At 54.1% G+C, this 25782-nt stretch carries 20 protein-coding genes and 1 other RNA gene; 13 read left to right on the top strand and 8 right to left on the bottom strand.

Features of this window, described 5'->3' with window-relative positions; translation table 11 throughout:
• Nucleotides 1-10 precede the first annotated feature (10 nt).
• From BJ887_RS17260 to ppsR, 4 genes are all read right to left on the bottom strand, one after another.
• Nucleotides 11-1996 (bottom strand): TonB-dependent hemoglobin/transferrin/lactoferrin family receptor, encoded by a 1986-nt coding sequence (locus BJ887_RS17260; protein WP_121340190.1) that lies wholly within the window; start codon nucleotides 1994-1996, stop codon nucleotides 11-13.
• Nucleotides 1997-2072: 76 nt separating this feature from the next.
• The gene (hemP, locus tag BJ887_RS17265) at nucleotides 2073-2261 is read right to left on the bottom strand and encodes a hemin uptake protein HemP (RefSeq protein ID WP_020884389.1); all 189 of its coding nucleotides are present in this window, start codon (nucleotides 2259-2261) and stop codon (nucleotides 2073-2075) included.
• A 166-nt stretch (nucleotides 2262-2427) separates the two neighbouring features.
• The gene (gene aroH / locus BJ887_RS17270; RefSeq protein ID WP_025204385.1) at nucleotides 2428-3474 is read right to left on the bottom strand and encodes a 3-deoxy-7-phosphoheptulonate synthase AroH; all 1047 of its coding nucleotides are present in this window, start codon (nucleotides 3472-3474) and stop codon (nucleotides 2428-2430) included.
• Between the two features lie 152 nt (nucleotides 3475-3626).
• Nucleotides 3627-4460: a posphoenolpyruvate synthetase regulatory kinase/phosphorylase PpsR gene (ppsR, locus tag BJ887_RS17275; RefSeq protein ID WP_020884387.1), complete on the bottom strand. Its 834-nt coding sequence runs from the start codon at nucleotides 4458-4460 to the stop codon at nucleotides 3627-3629.
• A 335-nt stretch (nucleotides 4461-4795) separates the two neighbouring features.
• Between ppsR and ppsA the strand changes: the two genes are divergently transcribed.
• From ppsA to BJ887_RS17290, 3 genes are all read left to right on the top strand, one after another.
• Entirely contained in the window at nucleotides 4796-7174 is a 2379-nt protein-coding gene (ppsA, locus tag BJ887_RS17280) for a phosphoenolpyruvate synthase (RefSeq protein WP_020884386.1), read from the top strand.
• 231 nt (nucleotides 7175-7405) lie between these two features.
• On the top strand, nucleotides 7406-8806 hold the full coding sequence (locus BJ887_RS17285) for an MFS transporter (protein WP_121340191.1): 1401 nt from the start codon (nucleotides 7406-7408) through the stop codon (nucleotides 8804-8806).
• 3 nt (nucleotides 8807-8809) lie between these two features.
• A complete protein-coding gene (locus BJ887_RS17290) occupies nucleotides 8810-11185 on the top strand; it encodes a glycoside hydrolase family 3 N-terminal domain-containing protein (protein WP_121340192.1) in 2376 nt (791 codons plus the stop codon).
• Nucleotides 11186-11190: 5 nt separating this feature from the next.
• Here BJ887_RS17290 and rprA read toward each other — a convergent pair.
• Together rprA and ydiK are read right to left on the bottom strand one after the other, a co-directional pair.
• Nucleotides 11191-11298: antisense sRNA RprA (gene rprA / locus BJ887_RS17295), an RNA gene on the bottom strand.
• Nucleotides 11299-11506: 208 nt separating this feature from the next.
• Entirely contained in the window at nucleotides 11507-12622 is a 1116-nt protein-coding gene (gene ydiK / locus BJ887_RS17300) for an AI-2E family transporter YdiK (protein ID WP_020884383.1), read from the bottom strand.
• A gap of 197 nt (nucleotides 12623-12819) precedes the next feature.
• Here ydiK and BJ887_RS17305 point away from each other — a divergent pair, with 197 nt between their 5' ends.
• The 3 genes from BJ887_RS17305 (at nucleotide 12820) to BJ887_RS17315 (ending at nucleotide 16563) form a co-directional block, all read left to right on the top strand.
• The gene (locus BJ887_RS17305) at nucleotides 12820-15876 is read left to right on the top strand and encodes an FAD-binding and (Fe-S)-binding domain-containing protein (RefSeq protein WP_032677991.1); all 3057 of its coding nucleotides are present in this window, start codon (nucleotides 12820-12822) and stop codon (nucleotides 15874-15876) included.
• On the top strand, nucleotides 15873-16283 hold the full coding sequence (gene menI / locus BJ887_RS17310) for a 1,4-dihydroxy-2-naphthoyl-CoA hydrolase (protein WP_040017277.1): 411 nt from the start codon (nucleotides 15873-15875) through the stop codon (nucleotides 16281-16283). The genes BJ887_RS17305 and menI overlap by 4 nt, the downstream gene beginning before the upstream one ends.
• A gap of 85 nt (nucleotides 16284-16368) precedes the next feature.
• Nucleotides 16369-16563, top strand: a complete 195-nt coding sequence (locus tag BJ887_RS17315) for a YdiH family protein (protein WP_003857766.1) — start codon at nucleotides 16369-16371, stop codon at nucleotides 16561-16563.
• Between the two features lie 58 nt (nucleotides 16564-16621).
• On the opposite strand, the gene BJ887_RS17320 is transcribed toward BJ887_RS17315, so the two are convergent.
• Together BJ887_RS17320 and BJ887_RS17325 are read right to left on the bottom strand one after the other, a co-directional pair.
• Nucleotides 16622-17251, bottom strand: a complete 630-nt coding sequence (locus tag BJ887_RS17320) for a winged helix-turn-helix transcriptional regulator (RefSeq protein ID WP_044858819.1) — start codon at nucleotides 17249-17251, stop codon at nucleotides 16622-16624.
• Between the two features lie 67 nt (nucleotides 17252-17318).
• Complete coding sequence (locus BJ887_RS17325) at nucleotides 17319-17978, bottom strand: winged helix-turn-helix transcriptional regulator (RefSeq protein ID WP_025204381.1); 660 nt, start codon at nucleotides 17976-17978, stop codon at nucleotides 17319-17321.
• Between the two features lie 451 nt (nucleotides 17979-18429).
• Between BJ887_RS17325 and BJ887_RS17330 the strand changes: the two genes are divergently transcribed.
• The 7 genes from BJ887_RS17330 to fliB all read left to right on the top strand — a co-directional run bounded on the left by BJ887_RS17330 (nucleotide 18430) and on the right by fliB (nucleotide 25774).
• The gene (locus BJ887_RS17330; protein WP_025204380.1) at nucleotides 18430-18960 is read left to right on the top strand and encodes a fimbrial protein; all 531 of its coding nucleotides are present in this window, start codon (nucleotides 18430-18432) and stop codon (nucleotides 18958-18960) included.
• 54 nt (nucleotides 18961-19014) lie between these two features.
• Entirely contained in the window at nucleotides 19015-19692 is a 678-nt protein-coding gene (locus tag BJ887_RS17335; protein ID WP_020884376.1) for a molecular chaperone, read from the top strand.
• 44 nt (nucleotides 19693-19736) lie between these two features.
• Complete coding sequence (locus BJ887_RS17340) at nucleotides 19737-22262, top strand: fimbria/pilus outer membrane usher protein (RefSeq protein WP_121340193.1); 2526 nt, start codon at nucleotides 19737-19739, stop codon at nucleotides 22260-22262.
• Between the two features lie 2 nt (nucleotides 22263-22264).
• Complete coding sequence (locus tag BJ887_RS17345; RefSeq protein ID WP_121340194.1) at nucleotides 22265-23212, top strand: fimbrial protein; 948 nt, start codon at nucleotides 22265-22267, stop codon at nucleotides 23210-23212.
• Between the two features lie 8 nt (nucleotides 23213-23220).
• Nucleotides 23221-23736 (top strand): fimbrial protein, encoded by a 516-nt coding sequence (locus BJ887_RS17350; RefSeq protein WP_121340195.1) that lies wholly within the window; start codon nucleotides 23221-23223, stop codon nucleotides 23734-23736.
• Nucleotides 23737-23783: 47 nt separating this feature from the next.
• On the top strand, nucleotides 23784-24446 hold the full coding sequence (locus BJ887_RS17355) for a LuxR C-terminal-related transcriptional regulator (RefSeq protein ID WP_020884372.1): 663 nt from the start codon (nucleotides 23784-23786) through the stop codon (nucleotides 24444-24446).
• Nucleotides 24447-24556: 110 nt separating this feature from the next.
• Entirely contained in the window at nucleotides 24557-25774 is a 1218-nt protein-coding gene (gene fliB / locus BJ887_RS17360) for a flagellin lysine-N-methylase (protein ID WP_044859405.1), read from the top strand.
• Nucleotides 25775-25782: the final 8 nt, after the last annotated feature.

Here is a 25782-nt window from a genome sequence, read left to right on the forward strand (position 1 = left end):
GGCATGGGGATTACCACTGGTAACTCACAAAAATCTTACCGTTGCGTCCGTCCTGAGGAATGCCCTGAGGAGACCAGTACGCCTTGTCGAACGCGTTACCCAGCACCAACGTCGTAGTTACCCCTTTGAGCTGCTCCTGGCCTTTATAACTTACGTAGAAATCGTTAACCGCATAGCCCGGCTGTTCGCTGTAGCTACTGCTGATATGGGTTGAGCGATCGACGAAGGTGCCGATCCAGCCGACGGAGAAACCGCTTTGCGCCACCGGGATATCCAGCTTGCTGGTGACGGTATCCGGGTTGATGCTGGAGATATACTCGCCCGTATCGGTATCTTTTCCCCGGGTGCGGTTATAGGCGACGTCGAGGTTGAACTGGTCGGCCGTGTATTTCGCCATCACGTCCCAGCCCCAGATTTTGGCGTGGGGAACGTTCATGGACATGGTGGTCGCAGCCGCAAAATCGACGCTGGTGGAGATGTAGTCTTTGGCTTTGGTGTCGAAGTAGCTGGCCTTGAACTCCAGCGCATCGTTAGCAAGCATGACGTCGTCAAAGCGCAGTCCGAAGCCAAACTCCTGAGTTTCATTAGTTTCCGGACGCAGGTTCGGGTTCGGTACCCAGTAGTTAGTGTAAAAGCGGCCGATGGAGAAGTGTTTGGCGTCGTTATACATTTCACCCATGGTCGGCGCACGGAAGGCCTGTGCGTAAGAGCCGAACAGCATCAGCCAGTCGGTCGGGCTGACGGTCAGTCCGGCACGGGAGGACCATCTGTCCGCGTTCACATCGTCGTATCCTTCGCTGCTCCCGCGGTAATTATCGTAACGGGTACCGCCGAGAAGCGTGACCGGCAGGTCGCGCAGGGTGATCTCGTCCTGCAGCCAGCCGGAGCTGAAATCGATTTTAGCCTCCGGGAAGCCGGTGGTGGTGCCCCCCGGATGTTGCTCCTGACGGTAGTATTCGCCGCCATAGGTCAAAAGATGTGAGGCAAACGTGTCGCTGAACAGACGGGTGCGGTTTTCCACTTTGCCACCTTGGGTGGTCTGCTTGCGAAACTCGCCGGTGCCGTCAATGTTCTGGGCGTTAATGCGCGCTTCAGACCAGTAGAGTTTCGCATCGGCATTCAGCCAGTCGTTGCCCTGGGGAGCCAGGTGATAGCCCAGCTGAGCGTCTCGCTGAATGGTGGAGCGATCGGTCATGGGATTGCTGCTGGCGTCCGCGGCGGGGGTTTGCGGGTTTTTTGGCTCCTGCGCCGCGTTATTGTAATAGCGCAGGGATCCGCTCAGCGTCTGGGCCGGGTCGATGGCCCAGCGGCCTTTTGCCAGCATGTTGTTGATGGATTCGTCATTCGGCGCTGTTCCACCGTCGCTCTGGCGCAGATCGCCGCGATCGCGGCTCGACCAGGCAACCAGTCCGTCCAGGGTTTCGGTACGCCCGTAAGCGCTGGCTCCCATGCCCAGACTGTGATCGCCCGTCGCGCCCGTACCAAACACGCGGTAGCCGCTGTTTTTGCCCGGTTCCAGCAGGTCATTTGCATCGGCGGTGTCATACGCGATCACGCCCCCCAGCGCGCCGCTGCCGTACAGTAAGGCTGACGGGCCGCGAACCACTTCGATACGTTTAATCAGGGCCGGGTCGAGGAACGTGCTGTTCAGGTGGCCAGTATCGGTCCCCTGGCGCACGCCATCCACCAGCACCAGCACGCCGCGGCGGTCGTAACCGCGCAGGTTGACGTCCTGACCGTTGGTGCGCCCGGTGCCGTCAAGCATCAGGCCTGGGACGTAGCGCAGCAGGTCGGCGGCGGAGCTGGCGGTCTGATTTTCCGGGGCCGCGGTGTCAATCACGCTGACCATCATCGGGGCTTCGAAGGCGCTGCGGGCGTTGCCGGTGGCGATAACGGTCATGTCATCTGTGGCCGCAAACGCGACGCCCGGCAGGGCGCTGATAACGGATAGCGCAAGGCAGGACGGGCGCAAAAATGCGGAATGCAGGTGTGGCATAGCAACTCTCCATAAAGAATCGAAAGCGCTGGCTGCCTGGGGATCACCTGGGTGGCTGGCGAAGGTATTGTGGTATTTATTTGGTGAGGATCAGCTTCCCGGCATGGGTCTGGCGCAACAGATAAAGCTGGCCGTCATGCTCGATGATCACGCGTCCCTCGTCCCCCAGCAGGCTTTTACTGTCGATCCGACGATCGGTGCGCGCTGGGGCAGGTGCTGTGTGTGTGTTTTCGGGCGTTGCCGCGTTGTTATCCGTACGTGACATAATGTTTATAAATAACAATCAATGTAACAATGATAATCATTATCAACAAAGTGAAAATTCACGGCAAGCGTTTTTGTGAAAAAACTGTGATGGGATCAAAACAGAAGAGGATGTGGCTGTGCGCGAACGTAAACCCTCTCCCGCAGGAGAGGGTAAAAGGCAAGGACTAAAAACGTGAATCGACCGCTGCCGCCAGTTTCTCCAGCAGCAGTTCGCTGTCTTCCCAGCTCAGGCACGGGTCGGTGATCGACTGGCCGTAAACCATTGGCTGTCCGGCTACGATTTTTTGCGTGCCTTCCCGGATAAAACTTTCGGCCATAATGCCCGCGATGGCGGTTGAACCGCTGACGATCTGCTGGCAGATCTCATCACACACATCCAGCTGGCGGCGATGCTGTTTCTGGCAATTGCCGTGGCTGAAATCCACCACCAGGTGTTCCGGCAGGTCGAACTCGGCCAGCGTTTCACACGCCGCAGCAATATCTTGCGCGTGGTAATTAGGCTTTTTCCCGCCACGCATGATGATATGCCCGTATGGGTTGCCGCTGGTCTGATAAATGGTCATCTGACCGCGCTTATCCGGCGACAGGAACATATGGCTGGCACGCGATGCGCGGATCGCGTCAACGGCAATTCGCGTGTTGCCATCGGTACCGTTTTTAAAACCAACCGGGCAGGAGAGGGCAGAGGCCATCTCACGGTGGATCTGACTTTCCGTGGTGCGCGCACCGATAGCGCCCCAGCTGATGAGATCGGCGATAAACTGTCCGGTCACCATATCGAGAAACTCGGTGGCCGTCGGTACGCCCAGCTCATTGACCTGCAAAAGCAGTTTACGCGCCAGCTCAATGCCATAATTAACACGGTAGCTGCCGTTCAGGTCCGGGTCGGAAATCAGCCCTTTCCAGCCCACGACGGTGCGCGGTTTTTCAAAGTAGGTGCGCATGACAATTTCAAGGCGATGCTGGTACTTGTCCCGCAGCCCCTGAAGCCGTTTTGCATAATCCATTGCGGCATCCAGATCGTGGATGGAGCAAGGGCCAATCACCACCAGAAGACGTTTGTCTTCGCCATTAAGGATTTTTTCAATGCGACGGCGGGATGCCGTGACATGTTCCGCTACACCCGCGGAAACAGGATGCCGCTGTGCCAGTTCAGCCGGTGTGACCAGGCTGTCAATGCGCGCAGTGCGGAGTTCATCGGTTTTATTCATGAAATGTCTCAGAAAAATTTTTGCTTCATCGGCAGACTACCGGGAAGTGATGGGCATCACCTTAAACCAATCCCTGCTGAATTCAAGTTCGGCGCGTCTGCGCGCCGAGGATGTGGTGATGATACCCGATTCTGAGTTATTGTACTAGCATGTTAGTACATGCGGCGGTTGAGTCCCATGATATCGAGGATTTTGGTGGCGATCTCTTCTACCGAATAGTTAGTGCTGTTTAGCCACGGGATCTGGTTTTTGCGGTACAGCGCTTCCACTTCGGAAACCTCCATTCGACACTGGCGCATTGAGGCGTAGCGGCTGTTCTCTCGGCGTTCTTCACGTATTGCCGCTAGCCGTTCCGGGTTGATGGTCAGGCCAAACAGCTTGTGCTGGAGCGGCTTAAGGGCGGCCGGCAGCACCAGATTGTCCATGTCGTCAGCAATAAAGGGGTAGTTGGCGGCGCGGATACCGAACTGCATCGCCAGGTAAAGGCTGGTCGGGGTTTTCCCGCAACGCGAGACGCCAAGCAGTATCACCTGCGCCTGGTCGAGGTTACGCAGCGAAATACCGTCGTCGTGCGCCAGGGTGTAATCAATGGCGGCGATACGCGCATCGTATTTGGTCAGGTTGCCGGGGTTCAGCCCGTGCGTTCGGTGAGCGATAGGCGTCGGATCGAGTTTCAGTTCGCTCTGCAGCGGGGCCACCAGCGCCTGAACGATATCCTGACAGAACCCTTCACTTTGCAAAATAATCGCGCGAATTTCAGGGATCACGATGGAGTAGAAGACCAGCGGGCGGACCCCCGTCTGCTGGAAGATGGCGTCAATCTGGTCCTTCACCGCCTTTGCACGGCTCTCATTTTCCACAAACGGCAGCGTGATGCTGTTAATCGAAACGGGGAACTGCGACATCACCGCATGTCCCAGCACTTCGGCGGTAATCGCCGTACCATCAGAAATATAAAAAACGTGGCGATCGACAGCATTATCCATTTTACCCACCCTGAATATCGTACGTAATTGTCTGAAAGCATAAATTAAAAAAGTAAATTACACAGCAAAGAACTTATCCTAATTATAAATGAAACGGTGTTTTTGATTTTCCTGAAAAGTGGATTTCATTTTTCAATTAGCGACTTTATTTTTAGGGTTTTTGGCTGAATATATAGGAATCATCGGGTTAGCGGATGGTGGGAAAGTATCCGAAAAGTTGAAAATTTAAATTGCTTACACGATTCACCGTTTTTTTAGCGGAAATAATTATGCCAGTATAAATACGTAGTCAGGTGTTTCTTACTCCGATCAAATATCACAAAAGGATTGTTTCGATGTCCAACAATGGCTCGTCACCGCTGGTGCTTTGGTATAACCAACTCGGCATGAATGATGTAGACAGAGTTGGGGGCAAAAATGCCTCCCTGGGTGAAATGATTACAAATCTGTCGGGTATGGGTGTCTCCGTACCGAACGGGTTTGCCACAACCGCCGATGCCTTTAACCTGTTTTTAGACCAGAGCGGTGTAAACCAGCGCATTTATGACCTGCTGGATAAAACGGATATTGATGATGTGACCGAGCTTGCGAAAGCCGGTGCCCAAATCCGCCAGTGGATTATCGACACACCTTTCCAGCCGGAACTGGAAAAAGCCATTCACGAAGCCTACAACCAGCTATCAGCGGATGATGCCCAGGCGTCGTTTGCCGTGCGTTCTTCTGCCACCGCGGAAGATATGCCCGATGCGTCATTCGCCGGACAGCAGGAAACCTTCCTTAACGTCCAGGGTTATGACGCCGTGCTGGTGGCGGTGAAGCACGTCTTCGCGTCCCTGTTCAATGACCGTGCCATCTCTTACCGCGTGCACCAGGGCTATGACCATCGCGGCGTGGCGCTTTCTGCTGGCGTACAGCGCATGGTGCGCTCCGACGTGGGCTCTTCCGGCGTGATGTTCTCCATCGACACCGAATCCGGCTTCGACCAGGTGGTGTTCATCACCTCGGCGTGGGGTCTGGGTGAGATGGTAGTACAGGGTGCGGTGAACCCTGACGAATTCTACGTTCATAAGCCGACGCTGGCCGCAAACCGTCCGGCGGTCGTTCGCCGCACGATGGGCTCGAAAAAAATCCGCATGATCTATGCGCCGACGCAGGAGCATGGTAAGCAGGTTAAGATTGAAGACGTACCGCAGGAAATGCGTGACCGTTTCTCCCTGACCGATGCAGAAGTGCAGGAGCTGGCGAAACAGGCGGTACAGATCGAAAAACACTACGGCCGTCCGATGGATATCGAATGGGCCAAAGATGGCAACACCGGCAAGCTGTTTATCGTGCAGGCGCGTCCGGAAACTGTCCGCTCCCGCGGTCAGGTGATGGAGCGTTATACCCTGCACGCACAGGGCAAAATCGTGGCGGAAGGCCGCGCGATTGGCCATCGCATCGGTGCCGGTCCTGTCAAAGTGATCCATGACATCAGCGAGATGAACCGCATTCAGCCAGGCGATGTGCTGGTGACCGACATGACCGACCCGGACTGGGAACCGATCATGAAGAAAGCGGCGGCCATCGTCACCAATCGCGGTGGCCGTACCTGCCACGCGGCAATCATCGCCCGTGAGCTGGGGATCCCTGCCGTTGTCGGTTGCGGTGATGCGACCGAACGCATGAAGGACGATCAGAAAGTGACCGTCTCCTGTGCGGAAGGCGATACCGGTTACGTGTATGCCGATATTCTCGACTTCAGCGTGAAGAGTTCAAGCGTTGATACCATGCCGGATCTGCCGCTGAAGATCATGATGAACGTTGGTAACCCGGATCGTGCGTTTGACTTTGCCTGCCTGCCGAACGAAGGCGTTGGCCTGGCGCGTCTGGAATTTATCATCAACCGTATGATTGGTGTTCACCCGCGCGCGCTGCTGGAATTTGACGACCAGGACGCGAAGCTGCAGAACGAAATCCGCGAGATGATGAAAGGTTACGACTCGCCAAAAGAGTTCTACGTCGGTCGTCTGACCGAGGGGATTGCCACGCTGGGCGCGGCGTTTTATCCGAAGCGCGTGATCGTGCGTCTGTCCGACTTTAAGTCAAACGAATACGCGAATCTGGTGGGGGGTGAGCGTTACGAGCCAGAAGAAGAGAACCCAATGCTCGGCTTCCGTGGCGCCGGACGTTATGTTTCTGACAGCTTCCGTGCCTGCTTCGCGCTGGAATGTGACGCCGTGAAGCGCGTGCGCAACGACATGGGACTGACCAACGTTGAGATCATGATCCCGTTCGTGCGTACCGTGGATCAGGCAAAAGCGGTGGTGGAGGAGCTGGCACGTCAGGGTCTGAAGCGCGGCGAAAACGGGCTGAAGATTATCATGATGTGTGAAATTCCGTCCAACGCCCTGCTGGCTGAGCAGTTCCTGGAGTACTTCGACGGCTTCTCTATCGGCTCGAACGACATGACGCAGCTGACGCTCGGTCTTGACCGTGACTCCGGCGTGGTCTCTGAACTGTTTGATGAGCGTAACGAGGCGGTGAAAGCGCTGCTGTCGATGTCCATCCGCGCGGCGAAGAAACAGGGTAAATATGTCGGGATTTGCGGTCAGGGTCCGTCTGACCATGAAGACTTTGCCGCATGGCTGATGGAAGAGGGGATTGACAGCCTGTCCCTGAACCCGGACACCGTGGTGCAAACCTGGCTGAGCCTGGCCGAACTCAACAAGTAACGCCATCAGCACCAGAAAAAGGCGAGGATATATTCCTCGCCTTTTTTATTTCATGCCTTATTTGCTCCCCATCACAAATAAAGTAAAAAACCAAATATCATAATTTGTCTGTTAATTTAGACAATTGTTAGCGCGCAAAGCGTTGCTAATACTTGAGCCTTACCGCGCATTTCCCTCGCTGATGCGCAACTGGTTGAAATACGTTTTAACCTGATAAAAAGGCAAATAACAATGACAATCTCCTCTGTATTGCGTACCAAAGATAAAATAGGTTATGGCTTAGGTGATATGGCCAGTGCGCTGGTCTGGCAAACGGCAACCTTATTTCTCGCCTATTTCTATACGGATGTTTTCGGTTTGCCGGCGGCCATCATGGGCACCATGTTTTTAGTGGTGCGCGTGGTGGATGCTTTTGTCGACCCTTGCATCGGCGCGCTGGTCGACCGCACCCAGACGCGGCACGGTCGCTTTCGTCCCTGGCTATTGTGGTTTGCCATCCCATTTGGCGTAAGCTGCCTTATCACCTTCTATGTACCGGACGTCGGGCCGACGGCGAAAATCGTCTATGCCTGCGTTACTTACGCCATCTTAAGCCTTATTTATTCCGCGATTAACGTCCCGTATTGCGCCATGCCCGGGGCGCTGACGCTGGATCCGCGTGAGCGTCACTCGCTGCAGTCCTGGCGCTTCGGCCTGTCGTTCATCGGCGGGTTGATTGTGACGGTGATCGCCTTACCGCTGGTCTCGCTGTTAGGCCAGGGCAACGTTCAGAAAGGCTATTTCTATGCCATGAGCATGATGGGCCTGCTGGGTATTATTCTCTTCTTCTGCTGTTTCCTGATGACCCGCGAGCGTTATTCCCCGCGTAATGACACCTCGGGTTCGATGATCGGCGATTTAAAACTGCTGGCCCGAAATAGCCAATGGCGAATTGTTTTCCTGTTTAATATTTTGCTGTTAACCGCAGTGGTGACGCGTGGTTCTGCCACCATGTATTACGTGAAATATGTGCTTCTGCGCCCGGAGCTGGTATTTGCCTTTATTGTTTCCGGGATGGTGGCGTCCTTAACGGGGGCATTATTATCTGAACGTTTGCTGGGGAAATTTGACCGCGTCCGCGCCTATCAGTGGACCATTATTTCCTTCGTGATTTTCGGCGCGCTGATTTTCTTCCTGCCGCCTTCGCAGATCTGGCTGATTTTTGGCCTCAACATTATCTTTAGCTTTATTCAGAACCTGACCACGCCGCTGCAGTGGACCATGTTCTCTGATGTGGTCGATTATGAGGAGCATCGCAGCGGCCGTCGTCTGGATGGTCTGGTCTTTTCTACCGCGCTGTTTGCCATCAAATTTGGTCTGGCGCTGGGCGGGGCGGTGGTCGGTTGGGTTCTCGGGATGGTGGATTATGCGCCCGGTCAGGCAACCCAGGCACCGCACGTGCTCTCTACCATTAATGCGCTCTTCACCCTCATCCCCTGCGTGCTGTTCCTCTGTATGGTCGCGCTGCTGACCATTTACAAACTCAACAGCAAGCTCGTCAATTCCATCGCCCGCGAGCTGGCCAGCAAACGCGAGGTGCGAGACGAGACAGGACAACTCACCCCGGCCACCCATTCCGCAATACAGGAGTAACACATGACTGCGATTTATAAGGACGCGGGACGTCCCGTGCATGAACGCGTCGCCGACCTACTGGCACGCATGACCCCGGAAGAGAAGTTCGCCCAGATGCATGCCTACTGGTTGATCCTCGATGAAAACGGTAACCACCGCGAACGCAGCGATCTGAGCGATGAATTCGCGGGCGTGAGCGAACAGGCTGCGCTTAGCGAACGGCTGAAACTGGGGGTGGGACAGATCACGCGTCCACTGGGCACCCATATTGTTGATGCGAAAACAGGCGTGCGTGCCGCTAACCGTCTGCAGCGCATGATGATGGAAGAGACGCGCCTCGGTATTCCGGCGCTGTTCCATGAAGAGTGCCTGGTGGGGCTGTTGTGCAAAGATGCCACGCTGTTCCCGTCGTCGCTGAACTACGGTTCGACCTGGGATCCGCAGCTGGTGCAGCGTGCGGCAGAACAGATTGGCAAAGAAGCACGCTCTGTTGGCTGCCAGCAGGGGCTGGCCCCGGTGCTGGATGTCTCTCGCGACGTTCGCTGGGGACGCACCGAAGAGACCTTCGGAGAAGACCCGTGGCTGGTGGGGGTGATGGCCACGGCATACGTGAAGGGTTTGCAGGGCGATAAGCGCGATCTTCTGGCAACGCTCAAACATTATGTGGGCCACTCCTTCAGCGAAGGGGCACGCAACCACGCGCCGGTGCATCTTGGCTTTAGCGAACTGAACGACATCTTCCTGCTGCCGTTTGAGATGGCGGTGAAGCTGGCCAATGCCGGTTCGGTGATGCCTGCCTATCACGATATCGATAACCAGCCCGGACACAGCGACCACTTCCTGATGACAACCGTGCTGCGTGAGCAGTGGGGGTTCGATGGGATCATCGTTGCGGACTATGGCGGCGTGAGCCTGCTGCACCAGCATCATGGCATCTCGCACGATGCCGCCGAATCTGCAGCGCTGGCCTTCAATGCCGGGCTGGATGTCGAACTACCAAAAGATGATTGCGCGCGTCATCTGGCACAAGCTGTTGAGCGCGGACTGATTTCCATGGCGAAAGTCGATGAAATAGTGGCACGCGTCCTGACCGAAAAATTCCGTCTTGGTTTGTTTGAAAAACCGTATGCCGATGAAGAGGGCATCGATTTGCAAAATGAGGCAACGCGTCAGGTTGCAAGGGAAGTGGCGACCCGTTCGCTGACGCTGCTTGAGAATAACGGCATTTTGCCCCTCGGCGGCAACCCTCGCGTGGCGGTCGTCGGGCCAACGGCAGACGATCCGCTGGCGCTCCTCAGCGGTTACAGTTTTCCGGTGCACTTAATTATTAGCGACATGGTGGAAGAGACCTCTCAGGTCACGACACCGCGCGCGGCGCTCGAGCAGTATCTGGGGGCCTCGCGGGTACGTTATGCCAAAGGCTGTCACATTATCGAAAAACGGATGGCGGGTGCGCCGGTGTTTCCGGGTGACAGCGGCGGTAAACCCATGCAGCAATCTCCGGTTTCGCAGCGTACCGACCTGATCCCTGAAGCCGTGAAAGCCGCACAGGAGAGTGACGTGGTGGTGGCCTGCGTTGGCGATCTCGCCGGGCTGTTCCAGAGCGGAACCGTCGGTGAGGGCTCTGATACCGACTCTCTGGATCTGCCGGGCGTACAGCAACAATTGCTGGCTGCGCTGGTGGCCACCGGCAAGCCGGTTATCGTGGTCATGACCGGCGGGAGGCCTTACAACCTTCAGGGGCTGGAAGATAACGTCGCCGCGCTGATGATGGCCTGGGCACCAGGGCAGGAGGGCGGCTGGGCGATTGCGGATGTATTAACGGGCCGCGCTGAACCGCAGGGGCGTCTGGTGGTCAGCGTGCCGAAAAGCGCGGGAGCAATGCCCTATTACTACAACCACAAGCTCAAAAGTGGCGGCACACCGTTTGCTTTCCATTTTGGCTCCCGCTATCCCTTTGGCTTCGGTCTCGGCTGGACGCAGTTTAGCTGGGGAACGGCGCGCGTGGCTGAACCCCGCGTTCCGATCGACGGCGAGGTGGTCGTAAGCCTGGATATCACTAATACCGGTGAGCGCAGCGGCAGCGAGGTGGTACAGGTCTATGTCTGGGATAACGTCGCCACGCAAGTGCGGCCATTGCAGGAGTTGAAGGCGTTCCAGCGCGTCACGCTCTCACCGGGTGAAACCGCCACGCTCACCTTTACGTTGCCCGTAGAGATGTTCAACTTTACCCGTCGTGACGGCAAACGGATCGTTGAGCCGGGTGAATTTGAGCTGCAGATTGGTGCATCGTCGGCGGATATTCGCGAGGTGGTGACGGTCAATGTGACTGGAGAAACCCGTGTATTGTCAACGGAATGGCGGATGCTTAGCACCTGTGACGTCAGCCGCGCGTAATCAGGATAAAAAAAAGCCCATCGTGGGAGATGGGCAAAGACTACACACAGCAATTCGTTGTTTCACTCAGGGGATTTCCATGCTTATAAATCAAGGTGTTGATTTATAACCGTGTCCTAATAGTAGGCATGTCAGCTTTTAGCGTCGATCAGATTCGTCTCAATAGTTAAAGAGACGTAAAGATTTCTTGAGGTTAATAGGGGACTTAGAGCCGTAATAGCGGGTCTGACCAGTGCGCAACGAATAAATACTTTAGCAACGTTTAAGTATTAAAGGAGAATATGTAGGCCGGGTACGCGACTGCGTTACCCGGCCTGTCCATTACTGCTTGTTCTTATCTTCCAGCTCTTCCAGTTCGCTCAAAATCACGTCCGGGTCCGTTCCCGGAGGCGGGATTTCGTGCACCCAGGCGGAGAACAGACGCCAGGTCACGGCCAGAAGCACCGGACCAATAAACAGACCAATCATCCCAAAGGCAATCAATCCACCAATGACGCCTGAGAGAATCAGGATCAGCGGCAGGTCTGCGCCCATGCGAATAAGGATGGGACGAATAACGTTATCCATGGTGCCGACCACGCAGCTCCAGACCAGCAGAACGGTGCCCCACGTGGTATCTCCGGTCCAGTACAGCCAGATAATGCTGGGTACCAGCACCAGCAACGGACCCAGTTGCGCAAGGCATGTCATCAGCATGACCACGGTGAAGACGGTGGCGTACGGCACGCCAGAAATCGCAAGACCAATACCGCCCAGCACCGCCTGAACCAGCGCCGTTACCACGACGCCAAGCGCAACCGCGCGCACGGCCTGCGCCGCCAGCAGAACCGCGGCATCACCCCGTTTGCCCGCCAGGCGAGTGGCAAAATGACGCACGCCTAAAGCTACCTGCTCACCGCGCCAGTACAGCAGGGCGCTAAAGACCAGCATCAGCGTACAGTGCATCATAAAGCGGCCAATGTGCGCCGCCTGACCCACAAACCAGGTGGTGGTGGTGCCAATATACGGGCGCACTTTCGCCATCAGCGCGCTGCCACCCATCTCCAGCAGGCCATGCCAGCCGCTGTAAAGTTTTGCGCCAACAACCGGAATGCTGTTAAGCCAGGCGAGATCCGGCGGCGTCAGATCGCCACTGGTCACGGCGCGAATCACCGGGCCGCTGGAGTCGACAAGGCTGTTCACCAGTAGCGCAACGGGAATAATGAACAGCAGGAACAACAGCAACGTCATCACCAGGACCGCCAGCCCACGACGTCCGAAGAGCAGTTTCTGCAACCGTAACAGTAAAGGCCAGGTGGCAACCACAACGGTTGCCGCCCAGGCGAAGCCGAGAATGAAGGGTTGAACGATCCACAAACACGCAATAATCATGAGGGCCAGGAACAGCACCGACAGCAAAATTTGCGCAACATCCCTGGGCTGGCGAAGATTGACCATAAATGAAACTTTCCTTAATTGAACACCAGCGTGGCTGGCGGGAACGGAAAACCGCGATTCTCTAATCATTAATGATTTCAGCGATTTTTGACAGGCGAATTCTGCCTGTAATTCTGCAGAGCGTATAAGAAAAAAATGTGATAAAACTTTTACGATACACGCAAACGATTTCACACCTCTAATTAGGGTCGACAGTAATGATCCCACAGATTTCTCAGGCACCTGGCGTCGTTCAGCTGGTGCTTAATTTTTTGCAGGCACTGGAGCAACAGGGTTTTACAGGGGATACCGCCACACATTATGCCGACAGGCTGACAATGGCGACCGACAACAGTATCTACCAGCTTCTTCCCGATGCAGTCGTGTTTCCCCGTTCAACCGCCGATGTGGCGCTTATTGCGCGACTGGCAACGCAGGAGCGATTTACCTCGCTGGTGTTCACCCCACGCGGCGGCGGCACCGGCACCAATGGTCAGGCGCTGAACCAGGGCATCATCATTGATATGTCGCGCTATATGAACCGCATCATTGAGATCAATCCCGAAGAAGGATGGGTGCGTGTCGAAGCGGGCGTCATCAAAGATCAGCTTAACCAGTACCTCAAGCCTTATGGTTACTTCTTTGCCCCCGAGCTCTCAACCAGCAACCGTGCGACAATCGGTGGGATGATTAACACCGATGCCTCCGGGCAGGGGTCGCTGGTCTACGGTAAAACCTCCGATCACGTTCTTGGCGTGCGCGCGGTGCTGCTGGGCGGCGATATCCTGGATACCCAGCCGATGCCGGTCGAACTGGCGGAAACGCTGGGTAAAGACAACACGGCCAACGGGCGGATTTACCGCACCGTGCTTGAGCGCTGTCGCGATAACCGCCAGCTGATCCTCGACAAATTCCCTAAACTGAACCGCTTCTTAACCGGCTACGATCTGCGTCATGTCTTTAACGATGACCTGACGCAGTTTGATTTAACCCGCGTGCTGACAGGCTCCGAAGGGACGCTGGCATTTATTACCGAGGCGCGGCTGGACATTACGCCGCTGCCGAAAGTGCGTCGGCTGGTGAACGTCAAATACAACTCCTTCGATTCTGCCCTGCGAAATGCACCCTTTATGGTTGACGCGCGGGCGCTGTCGGTGGAAACCGTCGACTCTAAAGTGCTTAATCTGGCTCGGGAAGACATCGTCTGGCACTCGGTGAGTGAGCTTATCACCGATGTACCTGATAAAGAGATGTTGGGTCTTAACATCGTTGAATTTGCCGGCGATGACGAAGCACTGATTGAAAGCCAGGTCACCACGCTCTGTCAGCGGCTGGACGAACTGATTGCAGCAGGCGAAGGTGGGGTGATTGGCTGGCAGCTTTGCAGCGAACTCTCCGGCATTGAGCGTATTTACGCGATGCGTAAAAAAGCGGTGGGGCTGCTGGGCAACGCGAAGGGGGCTGCCAAACCGATTCCCTTTGCTGAAGACACCTGCGTCCCGCCTGAGCATCTGGCGGATTACATCGTTGAGTTCCGCGCCCTGCTGGACAGCCACGGTCTGAGCTACGGCATGTTCGGCCACGTGGATGCCGGGGTGCTGCACGTGCGTCCTGCGCTGGACATGTGCGATCCGCAGCAGGAGATCCTGATGAAGCAGATCTCCGACGATGTGGTGGCGTTGACCGCGAAATATGGCGGTCTGCTCTGGGGAGAACACGGGAAAGGGTTCCGCGCGGAGTACAGCCCGGCGTTCTTCGGTGAAGCGCTCTACGCTGAACTGCGTAAGGTCAAAGCGGCATTCGATCCGGATAACCGTCTCAACCCGGGTAAAATTTGCCCGCCAGAGGGCGTCGATGCCCCAATGCTGCAGGTGGACGCCGTCAAGCGCGGCACCTATGACAGACAAATCCCGATTGCGGTGCGCGCCTCCTGGCGTGGTGCAATGGAGTGTAACGGTAACGGTCTGTGTTTCAACTTCGACGTGAAAAGCCCAATGTGCCCGTCGATGAAAATTACCAGTAACCGCATTCACTCGCCCAAAGGCCGCGCAACGCTGGTCCGCGAATGGCTGCGTCTGCTGGCCGACCGCGGGGTTGATCCGCTGAAGCTGGAACAGGAATTACCGGAAAAACGCGCCAGTCTGCGCTCGCTGATTGAACGTACCCGCAACAGCTGGCATGCGAACAAAGGCGAGTATGATTTCTCCCACGAGGTGAAGGAGGCCATGTCCGGCTGCCTGGCCTGTAAAGCCTGCTCAACCCAGTGTCCGATCAAGATTGATGTGCCGGAGTTTCGCTCACGCTTCCTGCAGCTTTACCATACCCGCTATCTGCGTCCAATGCGTGACCATCTGGTGGCGACGGTGGAGAGCTATGCCCCGCTGATGGCGCGTGCGCCGAAGACCTTTAACTTCTTCATCAATCAGCCGCTGGTGCGAAAGCTTTCCGAAAAACATATCGGGATGGTGGACCTGCCGCTGCTGTCAGTCCCTTCGCTACAGCGTCAGCTCGTGGGGCACCGTTCGGCGAATATGACGCTGGAGCAGCTTGAGGCGCTGACCCCTGAGCAGAAAGCCAATGTGGTGCTGGTGGTGCAGGATCCGTTTACCAGTTACTACGATGCCCAGGTGGTAGCCGATTTTATCCGTCTGGTAGAAAAACTGGGCTATCAGCCGGTGGTACTGCCGTTCTCACCAAACGGCAAAGCGCAGCACATTAAAGGTTTCCTTACCCGTTTTGCGAAAACGGCGCGGAAAACCGCTGACTTCCTCAACCGGGTGGCGCAGCTAGGGATGCCGATGGTCGGTGTCGATCCGGCGCTGGTGCTCTGCTACCGCGATGAGTATAAGCAGACGCTTGGGGAGCAACGCGGTGATTTCCACGTCATGCTGGTGCACGAGTGGCTGCCGGCGGCGCTGCAACAGGCGACCGTGAAGGATGTGAGCGGTGAATCGTGGTATCTGTTCGGCCACTGCACGGAAGTGACGGCACTGCCGGGCGCCCCGGCGCAGTGGGCTTCTATCTTTGCCCGCTTCGGGGCGAAGCTTGAGAGCGTCAACGTGGGCTGCTGCGGCATGGCAGGTACCTACGGGCACGAAGTGAAAAACCACGCGAACTCGCTCGGTATCTATGAGTTGTCGTGGCATCAGGCGATGCAGCGTTTGCCGAGGAACCGCTGTCTGGCCACGGGCTACTCCTGCCGAAGCCAGGTGAAACGGGTTGAAGGGAACGGAGTGCGTCACCCATTACAGGCTTTACTGGAGATAATTGGATGATCTGGAAACGAGCCGTGACGCTGCAGGCGCTGAATGCCATGGGCGAGGGGAATATGGTAGGGCTGCTGGACATTCAGTTCACGCATATTGGCGAGGATGAACTGGAGGCCACGATGCCTGTCGATCATCGCACGCATCAGCCGTTTGGTTTATTGCACGGCGGCGCATCCGTCGTGTTGGCCGAAACCCTGGGGTCCGTGGCGGGCTATCTTTGCACCGAAGGGGAGCAAAAGGTCGTCGGGCTGGAGGTGAACGCGAACCATATTCGCTCGGTGCGAAGTGGACGGGTGCGCGGCGTTTGTCGGGCGCTACATGCCGGTAGCCGCCATCAGGTGTGGCAGATCGACATTCTTGACGAGCAGGATCGGCTCTGCTGTTCGTCGCGACTGACGACGGCGGTCGTGTAAAGTTTTCAGATGTTTTGCCTTTGGTCAAAAACTAGCCAGCCTCTTGTGATATACTGGTCAGGTTTTGTACATAAGCGAGGACATCATGGATACTGAAATAACCCCAACACAGCTGGCAATTGAATATTTACGTCGTGATAAAAGCAACCTGTCTCCGGCGCAGTACCTGAAAAAGCTGAAACAGCTTGAACTGGAGTTCACAGATTTGCTGGCGCTCTCTTCAAATGAGCTTAAAGAAGAGATCTACTTTGCCTGGCGGTTGGGCGTTCACGTCCATTGATCATTGATCGTGACAGTAAAAAAAAGGCCGCGTCAGCGGTCTTTTTTGTATCTGACATTCAGTACCGGGCAGGCAGTTTATTGATTTTAACGAGCCTGCCATCTTCTATCTCAATGAACCCGCCTGTTTTTAAATCCGCCAGAATACGCATCACCCCGCTGCGCGACAGCTGGGTTTTTTCGCGAATATACCGCTCTGCGGTGATGGCGTTGCGATAACTCTCATCTTCATCCATCAGCTTTATCAATTGCTGGCGAATCATCTCATAGGCCGTGGGCGCGCCCTGAGGCATCACATTATTGTATAGCCGGTTATAAACAAACATCAGGTGCTTAGACAACAACCCCCATAACCCATTCTCTTTGATAACGGCTTCCACCTGAGCGGTGGTAAGCATACCCGTCAGGCAGGGGGTCACGGTTTTAAGATAATCATTGAAGTAGATGTCTGTCAGATTGGCGAGGCCAAAAAGCGCCGGGCTACGTGCGGTGGTGAGCATCATGTTGTCGCTTCTGCGGTAGATAGCAACGGTGCCTTCGAGGATCAAATAGCACACGCTCTGGCCATTCACCTGGAGATCCAGCTGTTCGCCGGGAGCAACATTGCGCGTGGTACAGTAGGGTTGCAGGAATGAAATCAGTTCTCGCGCGTAAGGAGAACCACGATGCATTTTTTCAGTAGAGGACATAACCTATAACCCGTAGCGATAACCCCCCTGATTATAGCGTTACTCCTTATCGTAAACACGAGGCTAATCAGTATTTACGTGGTAAATGACGGATTTCCAGCAGCACGCCACGCTCCATCGTGATGTACTTTCCGGTACGCAGTTCCGCGAGAATACGCATAATCCCACTGCGTGAAAGGTAGGTTCGACTCTTGATATACGCTGCCGCCGTGATGTTTTTCCGTACGGCATCTGGCTCCTGCATCAGTTCGACCAGCTGGAACCGGATAATGTCATAGGCTGACATCTGCGATATTTGCGCGCAGTGCTCGTATACCCGGGAGGCGGTATAGATGAGTAGCTTTGAAAAATGTTCCCATAAGTTTTTTTCCGCCACGATCTTATTAAAATTATCCAGAGAGACATGCGCTATTTCTGAGGTTTCAAGCGCTCTGACGTACAGATGTTCAGAGGAGAACTGGCTGCTGACACCCAGAATAAAAGGTGAGGACTCTGAGTTTAAAACAATACCATCGCCACGACGATGCAGCGCAACGCTGCCGTGTAACAGCAAAAAACAGAGGCGAACATCATTATTGTGATACTGAATAATTTCGCCTTTTGCGAGAATATGCCTTTCCGTAAAAGGCAGCACAGTACTGATTAACTTATCAATATGGGCATACGGCTTTAAATCCAGTACGGTAGATTTTACATCGGTGAGGACCGCTGTCATTCGCGTGTTCATAAGGTGCTCCACTGCTTTCATTGCGATCATGGGTGACCGGCGTAGAGAATTATCTTAAAAAACAGCGACTACGGGAATATGCAGCACAGGTCTAAAAGTAGACTTTCAATATTATCCTGACTAACATTTTGAATTTAATGATCTTAACACTCCGGTCTATTAATAGACTGCCCGTTATATGCATAAGGCATTCCTTATTTACAATGTTTTATTTTTGTTAATTACGGGTCTACGGAAAGACTCCGAAAATGATTGTCGACGTCAACGGAGTTGTATAAATTTTATTTCATCGACAGCAAGTCATATGCGTCTTCAGACGTTTAATGAAATAAAATTATTTCATTTTTTTTGCTGCTGTCTGTAAAAGACAAAACATTAAGTGGGTGAAAAAACCGACGCGTCTTTTTGTCTGAATGTTAATAATAAATAAAGTGATACAGGATATAGCATGATGAAAAAAACACTTCTTCTGGCAACGATCGCAGCAGGTTCCGTACTGACAATGGCCAATGCGTTTGCCGCTGCAGGTACCGTTAATTTTAACGGAAATATTCTGGATTCTGCCTGTGATGTTGATGTGGCATCGCTGAACCAGGTGGTTGTACTTGGGGATTATTATAAAACAGAGTTTACCGCGACGGGGGCGAGAACCGCGGCAACGAAATTCGATATTATTTTGAAAAACTGTCCGGTCTCGGTCACGAATGCCAAAGTGCGCTTTGACGGTACTCCGGATGCGTCTAATAGCAATCTTCTGGCGATTGACACCTCCGTGGCGGGGGCTGCAACGGGCGTGGCGATCAACCTGATGACCGCGGATAAAGCCGACCTGCCTCTGCATGGCAGCAATGGTTACACCTACATGCTCAGCAGCTCCGCAGACAACACGCTCAATTTCTATGCCCAGTATATTTCGACCACGGCCAGCGTCACGGCAGGCCCGGCGAATTCTGTCGCCAACTTCTCGGTGGTTTATAACTAGCTCTTTTGCCTGAACGTCGGGGCCGCCCCGGCCCCCAATTTTATGAGGAACAGAATGTATTTTTTCAGAACCCCTTTACTGGCAACAGCGTTGTTATCTCTGATGCTGTCAACGGCTCATGCCGGCGTCATTATTGGTGGTACGCGCATTATTTTTGATGGCGCTAAAAAGGAAACGTCACTCAGTGTGAATAACCCTGATGGTACGCCGTATTTAATTCAGTCATGGATCGACGTGCAGGAAGGGGCGTCAGGCAAGGTGCCTTTTATTATTACGCCGCCTTTGTATCGTCTGGATGGCGGGCAAAAAAACGTTGAGCGCATCGTGATGACGGGGGCACTGCCTCAGGATCGGGAAAGTTTATTCTGGCTGAATATTAAAGCGATACCGTCTGCCTCAACGCAGATGAACGCATTACAAATTGCGGTTAAAACGCGCATCAAACTGATTTATCGGCCCGCTGAGCTGCACGCGTCCACGCCTGACGAACAGGCCAGTCAATTACGCTGGCGCAGAACCGGAAATGAACTTCAGGTTAATAACCCGACAGCGTATGTCATCAATTTTAATGAAATCACCCTTGGGGGTAAAAAAATCGATGACGTGTCATATGTCTTACCCGGTGGCTCAGTCCGTTTCACGTTACCGCAGGGGGCCAGCGGCAGTGTACTGACGTTTAAAGTGATTAATGACTTCGGCAGCCCTGGGGGCGCGCATCAGGCAACCTTATAACCGGTGAAACGCGGGCATTGCCTGTCATAAATGAGTTAAAAGCGATGGCAATACACTATTTTCGGGCTCGACCTGCACCCCTGGCGACAGTGATCGGATTAATACTTGCAGGTTCATCGCAGGCGCTTTTTGCCGGTGAGACATTTAATGCCGAACTGGTTGAACTTGATAATCCAGGAAGAGGGAGAACGGATTTATCGGCATTTGAATCCGGATCGCAGGCACCCGGCACCTATCACGTCGATATTGTTCTTGATGACCAGCTAATGGCGACCCGCGATATCACCTTTACTGCAGTAAAAGACGAAAATGGCAATGACGTACTCCGGCCGTGCCTGAGTCTTGACCAGTTAAAACAGTGGGGCGTAAGAACCACGCTTTTCCCGCAGCTGGCGGCGAACAACGGTGAATGCGCAAACCTTCAGGCGATCCCGCAGGCCAGTAGCGATTTTCAGTTTGGCGCACAGCGGCTGGTGATCAGCATTCCTCAGGCCGCCATCGACCTGCCAGCCAGGGACGCGGTCCCGCCAGAGATGTGGGATGAGGGGATTAATGCCGCCATGCTTAATTACAGTCTGAGCGGCGCAAACGCGTGGGCGAAGAACACTCGCGGCAGCCAGAATGATAGCCAGTACGCCAACCTGCGCCCCGGGGTCAATATCGGGCCGTGGCGCTTACGTAATTACACCACCTGGTCACGGGATTCCACCGGTGAGGATCGGTGGGACAACGTGTATACCTATGCGCAGCGCGCCGTTATTCCGCTGAAAGCACAGCTGATTATCGGGGACAGTACCGCACCGGCGGATGTTTTCGACAGTATGCCATTTCGCGGCGGTCAACTGGCCTCGGATGATGAGATGCTGCCGGACTCTCTTAAAGGTTATGCGCCCGTGGTCCGCGGCATCGCGCGAACCAATGCGCAGGTGGTGGTCCGCCAGAATGGTTATCAAATTTATCAGAGCTACGTGGCGCCAGGCGCGTTTGAAATCTCGGACATGTATCCCACCGGCGGCGCAGGCGATCTGGATGTGACCATCAAAGAGGCTGACGGGAGTGAGCAGCATTTCACGCTGCCTTATGCCTCGCTGCCGGTCCTGCAGCGGGAAGGACGCCTGAAGTATGCGGTGACGGCCGGGCAGTATCGCGCCTACAACAGCCGCGTGGAGAAAACGTCTTTTGGTCAAATCACCGGTATTTATGGGATTCAGCACGGCATCACCGTTTACGGCGGGATGCAGGGGTCTGATAAATACCGTTCAGTGGCGTTTGGCATCGGTAAAAACATGGGGGATATCGGCGCGATCTCTTTCGACGTGACCCAGGCCTGGTCAACGCCGAATAACACCGACAAAACATCCGGTCAGTCCTTGCGCGCGCGTTACAGCAAAAATATTGCGAAGACCGGGACAAACTTTTCAATTGCGGGATACCGATATTCAACCCGTGGCTATTACGGGATGCAGGACGTGCTGGATTCCTACGGCGACAGCAGCGCCCTGCAGGATCGGCGGCGTAACCGTGCTGAACTGACCATGAGCCAGACGCTGGGCGGCGCACTGGGTTCACTGACGCTCAGCGCCGCACGCGAAGATTACTGGAATTCTGGTCAGGCGATGGCCTCCTGGAGCGTGGGCTACAACAATGACTGGAACAACGTCAGTTACGGTTTGACCTGGACCTACAGCAAGAATGGACGCGGGAGCGCACAAAACGCGGACCACGATCGGTTGCTGGCCTTTAACGTCAGCGTACCGTTGGACAAATTCTTGCCGCGTACCTGGGCTAACTATGGCATGAACGCCAGTAAGCACAACGGCATGACGCACGTGGTCGGGCTGAACGGCGTGTCTCTGGAAAACAGCGCCCTGAACTGGAACGTGCAGCAAGGTTATGGCACACAGGGCACGGGAAATACCGGCAACCTGAACGGCGACTATAAAGGCACCTATGGCGAAATTGTCGCGGGCTACAGCTACGACAAACACAGCGAGCGCCTGAATTACGGGTTGCAGGGGGGCGTCATTGCTCACCGTGACGGCATCACGCTTTCGCAGCCGCTCGGTGAAACCAATATCCTGGTGAAAGCGCCGGGTGCACACGGTGTCGATATTCGCAATCAACCCGGGGTTCGTACGGATTACCGCGGGTATACGGTGGTTAACAATCTGTCGGTATACCGAAAAAACGACATCACTCTTGAGCCGGAAACTATGCCGGATGACGTGGAACTTGAGATTAATACGCACACCGTAACACCGACCCGCGGGGCGATAGTGGAAGCCGATTATGTGTCTAAAATCGGGCGCCGGGTGCTAATGACCCTGTCCGACGGGCAGTATGCCGTTCCGTTTGGTGCGGTCGTCACGCTCAAAGGCGACAGCAACAGCAGCTTTATTGTGGGCGACCGTGGTCAGGTCTATTTAACGGGACTGCCCGGACAGGGAGAAATCGTGGCAACCTGGGGAAATCAATCCGGTCAGCAGTGCCGCGCGCAGTTTAGCCTGCCTGCACAACCCACCTACGGCGGGATAACCGACGTTAACGCGCTTTGCCGCCAGGAAGGTTAAAAATGAAATTTGCTTTATCTCTGATCCTGCTCTGTTTACTGAGCGGGTGGAATAGCGCCCGTGCCGGCACCTGTACAACCATCACGCCGCAAATATCGACGATATCTGTGGGCACGATTAACGTGCAGCGCGATGCCCCCGTGGGCACCATTATTTTTTCTCGCGCCGCCTCATCAACGGGAACCTATTTAACGGGATGTTCTAACCCGCTGATGCTGGGATTCAGTATGCGATATAACAATGGGAACCTGAGCAGCTACGGTAACCATGTTTATGCCACCAATGTCAGCGGTATTGGTATTCGCTTTTCCTCGGGGAATTATTTTGAAAACCCGGCTTACACGTTTTCGTATAACGCGGTGACGTCGTATGTGGATTGGTTTGGTGGAAAAGTTGAGCTGGTGGTGACCGGCCCGGTAACGTCGGGCGCTTTAACGCCGGGCGTTATCGGAACCGTGGCGCTTCAGGGAAGTGACGGTGTTTATCATGACGGTCTGACGGTCCAGTTAACTGACGGCACAATTAATGCGCTGGCATGCACGATAACGACGGCGCAGTTGACGTTCACGATAGGCGATATTCCGGCCTCATCGTTTGGCTCCGTTATTGGAACCACGCCATCCGGCGCCCAAAATACGCAAAATCTGGGGTTAACCTGCAGTGCCGGCACCAATATCAGTGTGTCACTCAGCGGTATGCAAAATCCGGACAGCGCCAATACCAGCGTCATGGCATTAACCGGTCAGGGGAATGCCGGTACGGCAAAAGGGGTAGGGGTTCAGCTACTTTATAACGGTTCTCCTTTGGTAATGAACGGTCGCCTGTTATTAAAACAGTCTGCGGGAGGACAGGAGACGCTCCCGTTAACCGCGCGCTATTACCAGACGTTAACCACCGTGGAATCAGGCTCGGCAAATGCGTCAGCCACGCTCACGATAACCTATCAATAACCGGTGAGATGATGAAAATAATTCCCGCGGCGTTGCTTGTGTCGGGTTTACTGTGCGGCAAAGCGCTATGTGCAGACAGCGTAAATATCGGGGTCTCCGGAAATATCGTGGCCTCACCCTGCCTGTTTAATAACGGCAATACGAATCTCGATATTAATCTGGGCAATATCCAGGCAAGTAATATGGTGACGCCAGGATCATCCTCAGACCCGGTTACGTTTGATCTGTTATTTACCCAATGTCCGGTGGGGACGCGTAGCGTCACCGCTACCTTTACGGGCACACCCGACCCTGTTGCCGGCGCCGACTATTACATTAATCGCGGTACGGCCACCCACGTGGCGATAGCAATGCGCGAGGCCGGAAGTGGCATACTGAAAGGGAACGGCTCCAGCATGACGGAATATGTCGCCTCAGACCGGACGGCGAAGATGGCGATGCAGGCTGCGGTTATATCCACCGGAGGCAGGGCGACGCCCGGCACCCTCAGCGCAGTGGTGGTCATTACGCTGCAATACAATTAAGTCGCGCGGGATTTCACGCGCATTTTTGCTTCCCGTCGGTGTGGTCTATGTTGAATATTTTAATTAGCGAGACGGATTCGTTATTTCAGTCTGGTCTGCAGTATTTTTTTATGGATTTCTTTTGGCGTAATTTTAATGACTGTATTCACTTTGATTATGAAATGACGCCGCATAACGTCAGCACGGCGGATATTATTGTCCTCTCTTTATGCCAGGGAGAAACCCTGACCTGTTTTCCGGAATTACAGTCACGGCAAAAAGGCATTGTGATCGGCTGGGTTGACGATGAGCAACGGTCTACGGCGTCGCAATCCTGTTATCAGGATATTATTTTCATCTCCCGCAGGGCCTCTCTTGACATGATTGGCGAGACGGTATGGTGCGCGTGGCGTAAAGCGCAGTTGAAGGGGCATGTGCTGCAGAAAACGTCCTGTTTCGATTGCGAGCATAAAATATTATCACCGCAGCAAATACGCATCGTCATGAACCTGTATAAAGGCTTATCCGTTATGCAGACGGCAGACGCGTTACAGATCGGCTATAAGACCGTTTTTGCACACAAGTACATGATCATGCAAAAATTTAACCTGCGAAGTGATTATGAGCTTATCGCGCTGCTCAACAGGATGGTGAAGAAAAACGGCACCCCCAATATTTTTCGTGATTCTGTGAGACAGGGTTTACAGGACCGCCCCTGTCTGGAGGCGTAAAGACACTTTTATTGATGACAGGAATAACGGAAACAAGTGTTCGGTTATGAAACTTTAGAGTTGCATCTGCAGCATGTTATTTTTACGTTTTATATAACGATTAATTAGCGATGCAAATTCATAAAACCCTGAAACCGATTTTTGTGACCAGGTTCAAGTGTGTGGGCCCGGAATGTTTAATTTCCTGCTGCCGCGGTTGGACAATTTCCATTGATAAAAAAACACATCAAAAATATCTTTCATCAACGCATCCTGGTATCGCTGCAATAGCCAAAGACAATCTGATTTTGCAGCGTAAAGGCAAAGTAAACTATTCCCGTATTAAACTGGATGAAAATGGGGAGTGTCCGTTTATCGATGAAAATAAGCTCTGTATGGTACACCGTGATTTAGGTGAAAGTGCCTTATCGCACACCTGCAGTACTTATCCCCGAAGCTCCACCCGCTATCTGGATGAAACTCGCCACAGCATGACCCTTTCATGTCCGGAAGTGGTCAGGCGGGTTCTCTTCGACCCCGATGCGATGTTATTGCAGGAGCAGGATGAACTGCTGGCCGTTTATAAAACCAATCTGATTGGTCAGCGCCAGTCTATGCCTCAAAGCAGCCAGGTCATTCATCTCCTTGCGTGGAAAATAATCCAGTCGCCAGCGAGGAATGTTGAAGAAAATTTGATGGCGCTGGCTCAGTTGATCCTGACCTTACAGCATGTGAACTTCGATTTGCACAATCAGTATGAGCAGGTTGAACGCTTTTACGAAGCCTTGCTGGAAGCGTTGCAGAGCGGTAAATCGCTGCTCTCTGAAAGCAATGTCGGGCGATCAAATGCGATGAAATATCTGGCATTGTCGATCCTCGGCACGAACGTGGCGCGAGATTCTGCACGGGATGGGTATATCAACGAAGGGCATCGGCAAATTGCTGACTTTTTGAATTTCAGCCATGACAGCGATCCCGCCAGGCTGGCGCAGAAATTCGACGCGATTAACCAGCAGTGGGGGAAACTTTGCCAGGAATCCTGTCTGTCAGAGCCGTACGTATTACGCAACTATCTGTTGTACAAACTCTACAGCGGCTATTTCCCGGGTAAGAATACCGCTACCATTATGCGTCAGTTTTATCGCATCGTTCTGGACTTTTTTTACCTGAAAGTTTTCCTGAGCGTCAAATCAATGGATGAACAACTGGACCAGCAGATGGTCATGAAAACCATCGCCAGCTTCTCAGAAAAGACCCTGCACAATCAGACCATTGATGCCCGTATGGATTTTGCTATCGATAAGATTAACGGTGGGGACGACCTCTCGTGCCTGCTGCTCATTGGCTAACGTATAAC

It is taken from the genome of Enterobacter sp. WPR_3_1 (assembly GCF_003635055.1).
Lineage (GTDB): Bacteria > Pseudomonadota > Gammaproteobacteria > Enterobacterales > Enterobacteriaceae > Enterobacter > Enterobacter ludwigii.

Bases quoted from the DNA above. Each gene is read 5' to 3' on its own strand.
- BJ887_RS17260 (WP_121340190.1), bottom strand. From the start codon at position 1,996: ATGCCACACCTGCATTCCGCATTTTTGCGCCCGTCCTGCCTTGCGCTA.
- hemP (WP_020884389.1), bottom strand. From the start codon at position 2,261: ATGTCACGTACGGATAACAACGCGGCAACGCCCGAAAACACACACACA.
- aroH (WP_025204385.1), bottom strand. From the start codon at position 3,474: ATGAATAAAACCGATGAACTCCGCACTGCGCGCATTGACAGCCTGGTC.
- ppsR (WP_020884387.1), bottom strand. From the start codon at position 4,460: ATGGATAATGCTGTCGATCGCCACGTTTTTTATATTTCTGATGGTACG.
- ppsA (WP_020884386.1), top strand. From the start codon at position 4,796: ATGTCCAACAATGGCTCGTCACCGCTGGTGCTTTGGTATAACCAACTC.
- BJ887_RS17285 (WP_121340191.1), top strand. From the start codon at position 7,406: ATGACAATCTCCTCTGTATTGCGTACCAAAGATAAAATAGGTTATGGC.
- BJ887_RS17290 (WP_121340192.1), top strand. From the start codon at position 8,810: ATGACTGCGATTTATAAGGACGCGGGACGTCCCGTGCATGAACGCGTC.
- ydiK (WP_020884383.1), bottom strand. From the start codon at position 12,622: ATGGTCAATCTTCGCCAGCCCAGGGATGTTGCGCAAATTTTGCTGTCG.
- BJ887_RS17305 (WP_032677991.1), top strand. From the start codon at position 12,820: ATGATCCCACAGATTTCTCAGGCACCTGGCGTCGTTCAGCTGGTGCTT.
- menI (WP_040017277.1), top strand. From the start codon at position 15,873: ATGATCTGGAAACGAGCCGTGACGCTGCAGGCGCTGAATGCCATGGGC.
- BJ887_RS17315 (WP_003857766.1), top strand. From the start codon at position 16,369: ATGGATACTGAAATAACCCCAACACAGCTGGCAATTGAATATTTACGT.
- BJ887_RS17320 (WP_044858819.1), bottom strand. From the start codon at position 17,251: ATGTCCTCTACTGAAAAAATGCATCGTGGTTCTCCTTACGCGCGAGAA.
- BJ887_RS17325 (WP_025204381.1), bottom strand. From the start codon at position 17,978: ATGAACACGCGAATGACAGCGGTCCTCACCGATGTAAAATCTACCGTA.
- BJ887_RS17330 (WP_025204380.1), top strand. From the start codon at position 18,430: ATGAAAAAAACACTTCTTCTGGCAACGATCGCAGCAGGTTCCGTACTG.
- BJ887_RS17335 (WP_020884376.1), top strand. From the start codon at position 19,015: ATGTATTTTTTCAGAACCCCTTTACTGGCAACAGCGTTGTTATCTCTG.
- BJ887_RS17340 (WP_121340193.1), top strand. From the start codon at position 19,737: ATGGCAATACACTATTTTCGGGCTCGACCTGCACCCCTGGCGACAGTG.
- BJ887_RS17345 (WP_121340194.1), top strand. From the start codon at position 22,265: ATGAAATTTGCTTTATCTCTGATCCTGCTCTGTTTACTGAGCGGGTGG.
- BJ887_RS17350 (WP_121340195.1), top strand. From the start codon at position 23,221: ATGATGAAAATAATTCCCGCGGCGTTGCTTGTGTCGGGTTTACTGTGC.
- BJ887_RS17355 (WP_020884372.1), top strand. From the start codon at position 23,784: ATGTTGAATATTTTAATTAGCGAGACGGATTCGTTATTTCAGTCTGGT.
- fliB (WP_044859405.1), top strand. From the start codon at position 24,557: ATGCAAATTCATAAAACCCTGAAACCGATTTTTGTGACCAGGTTCAAG.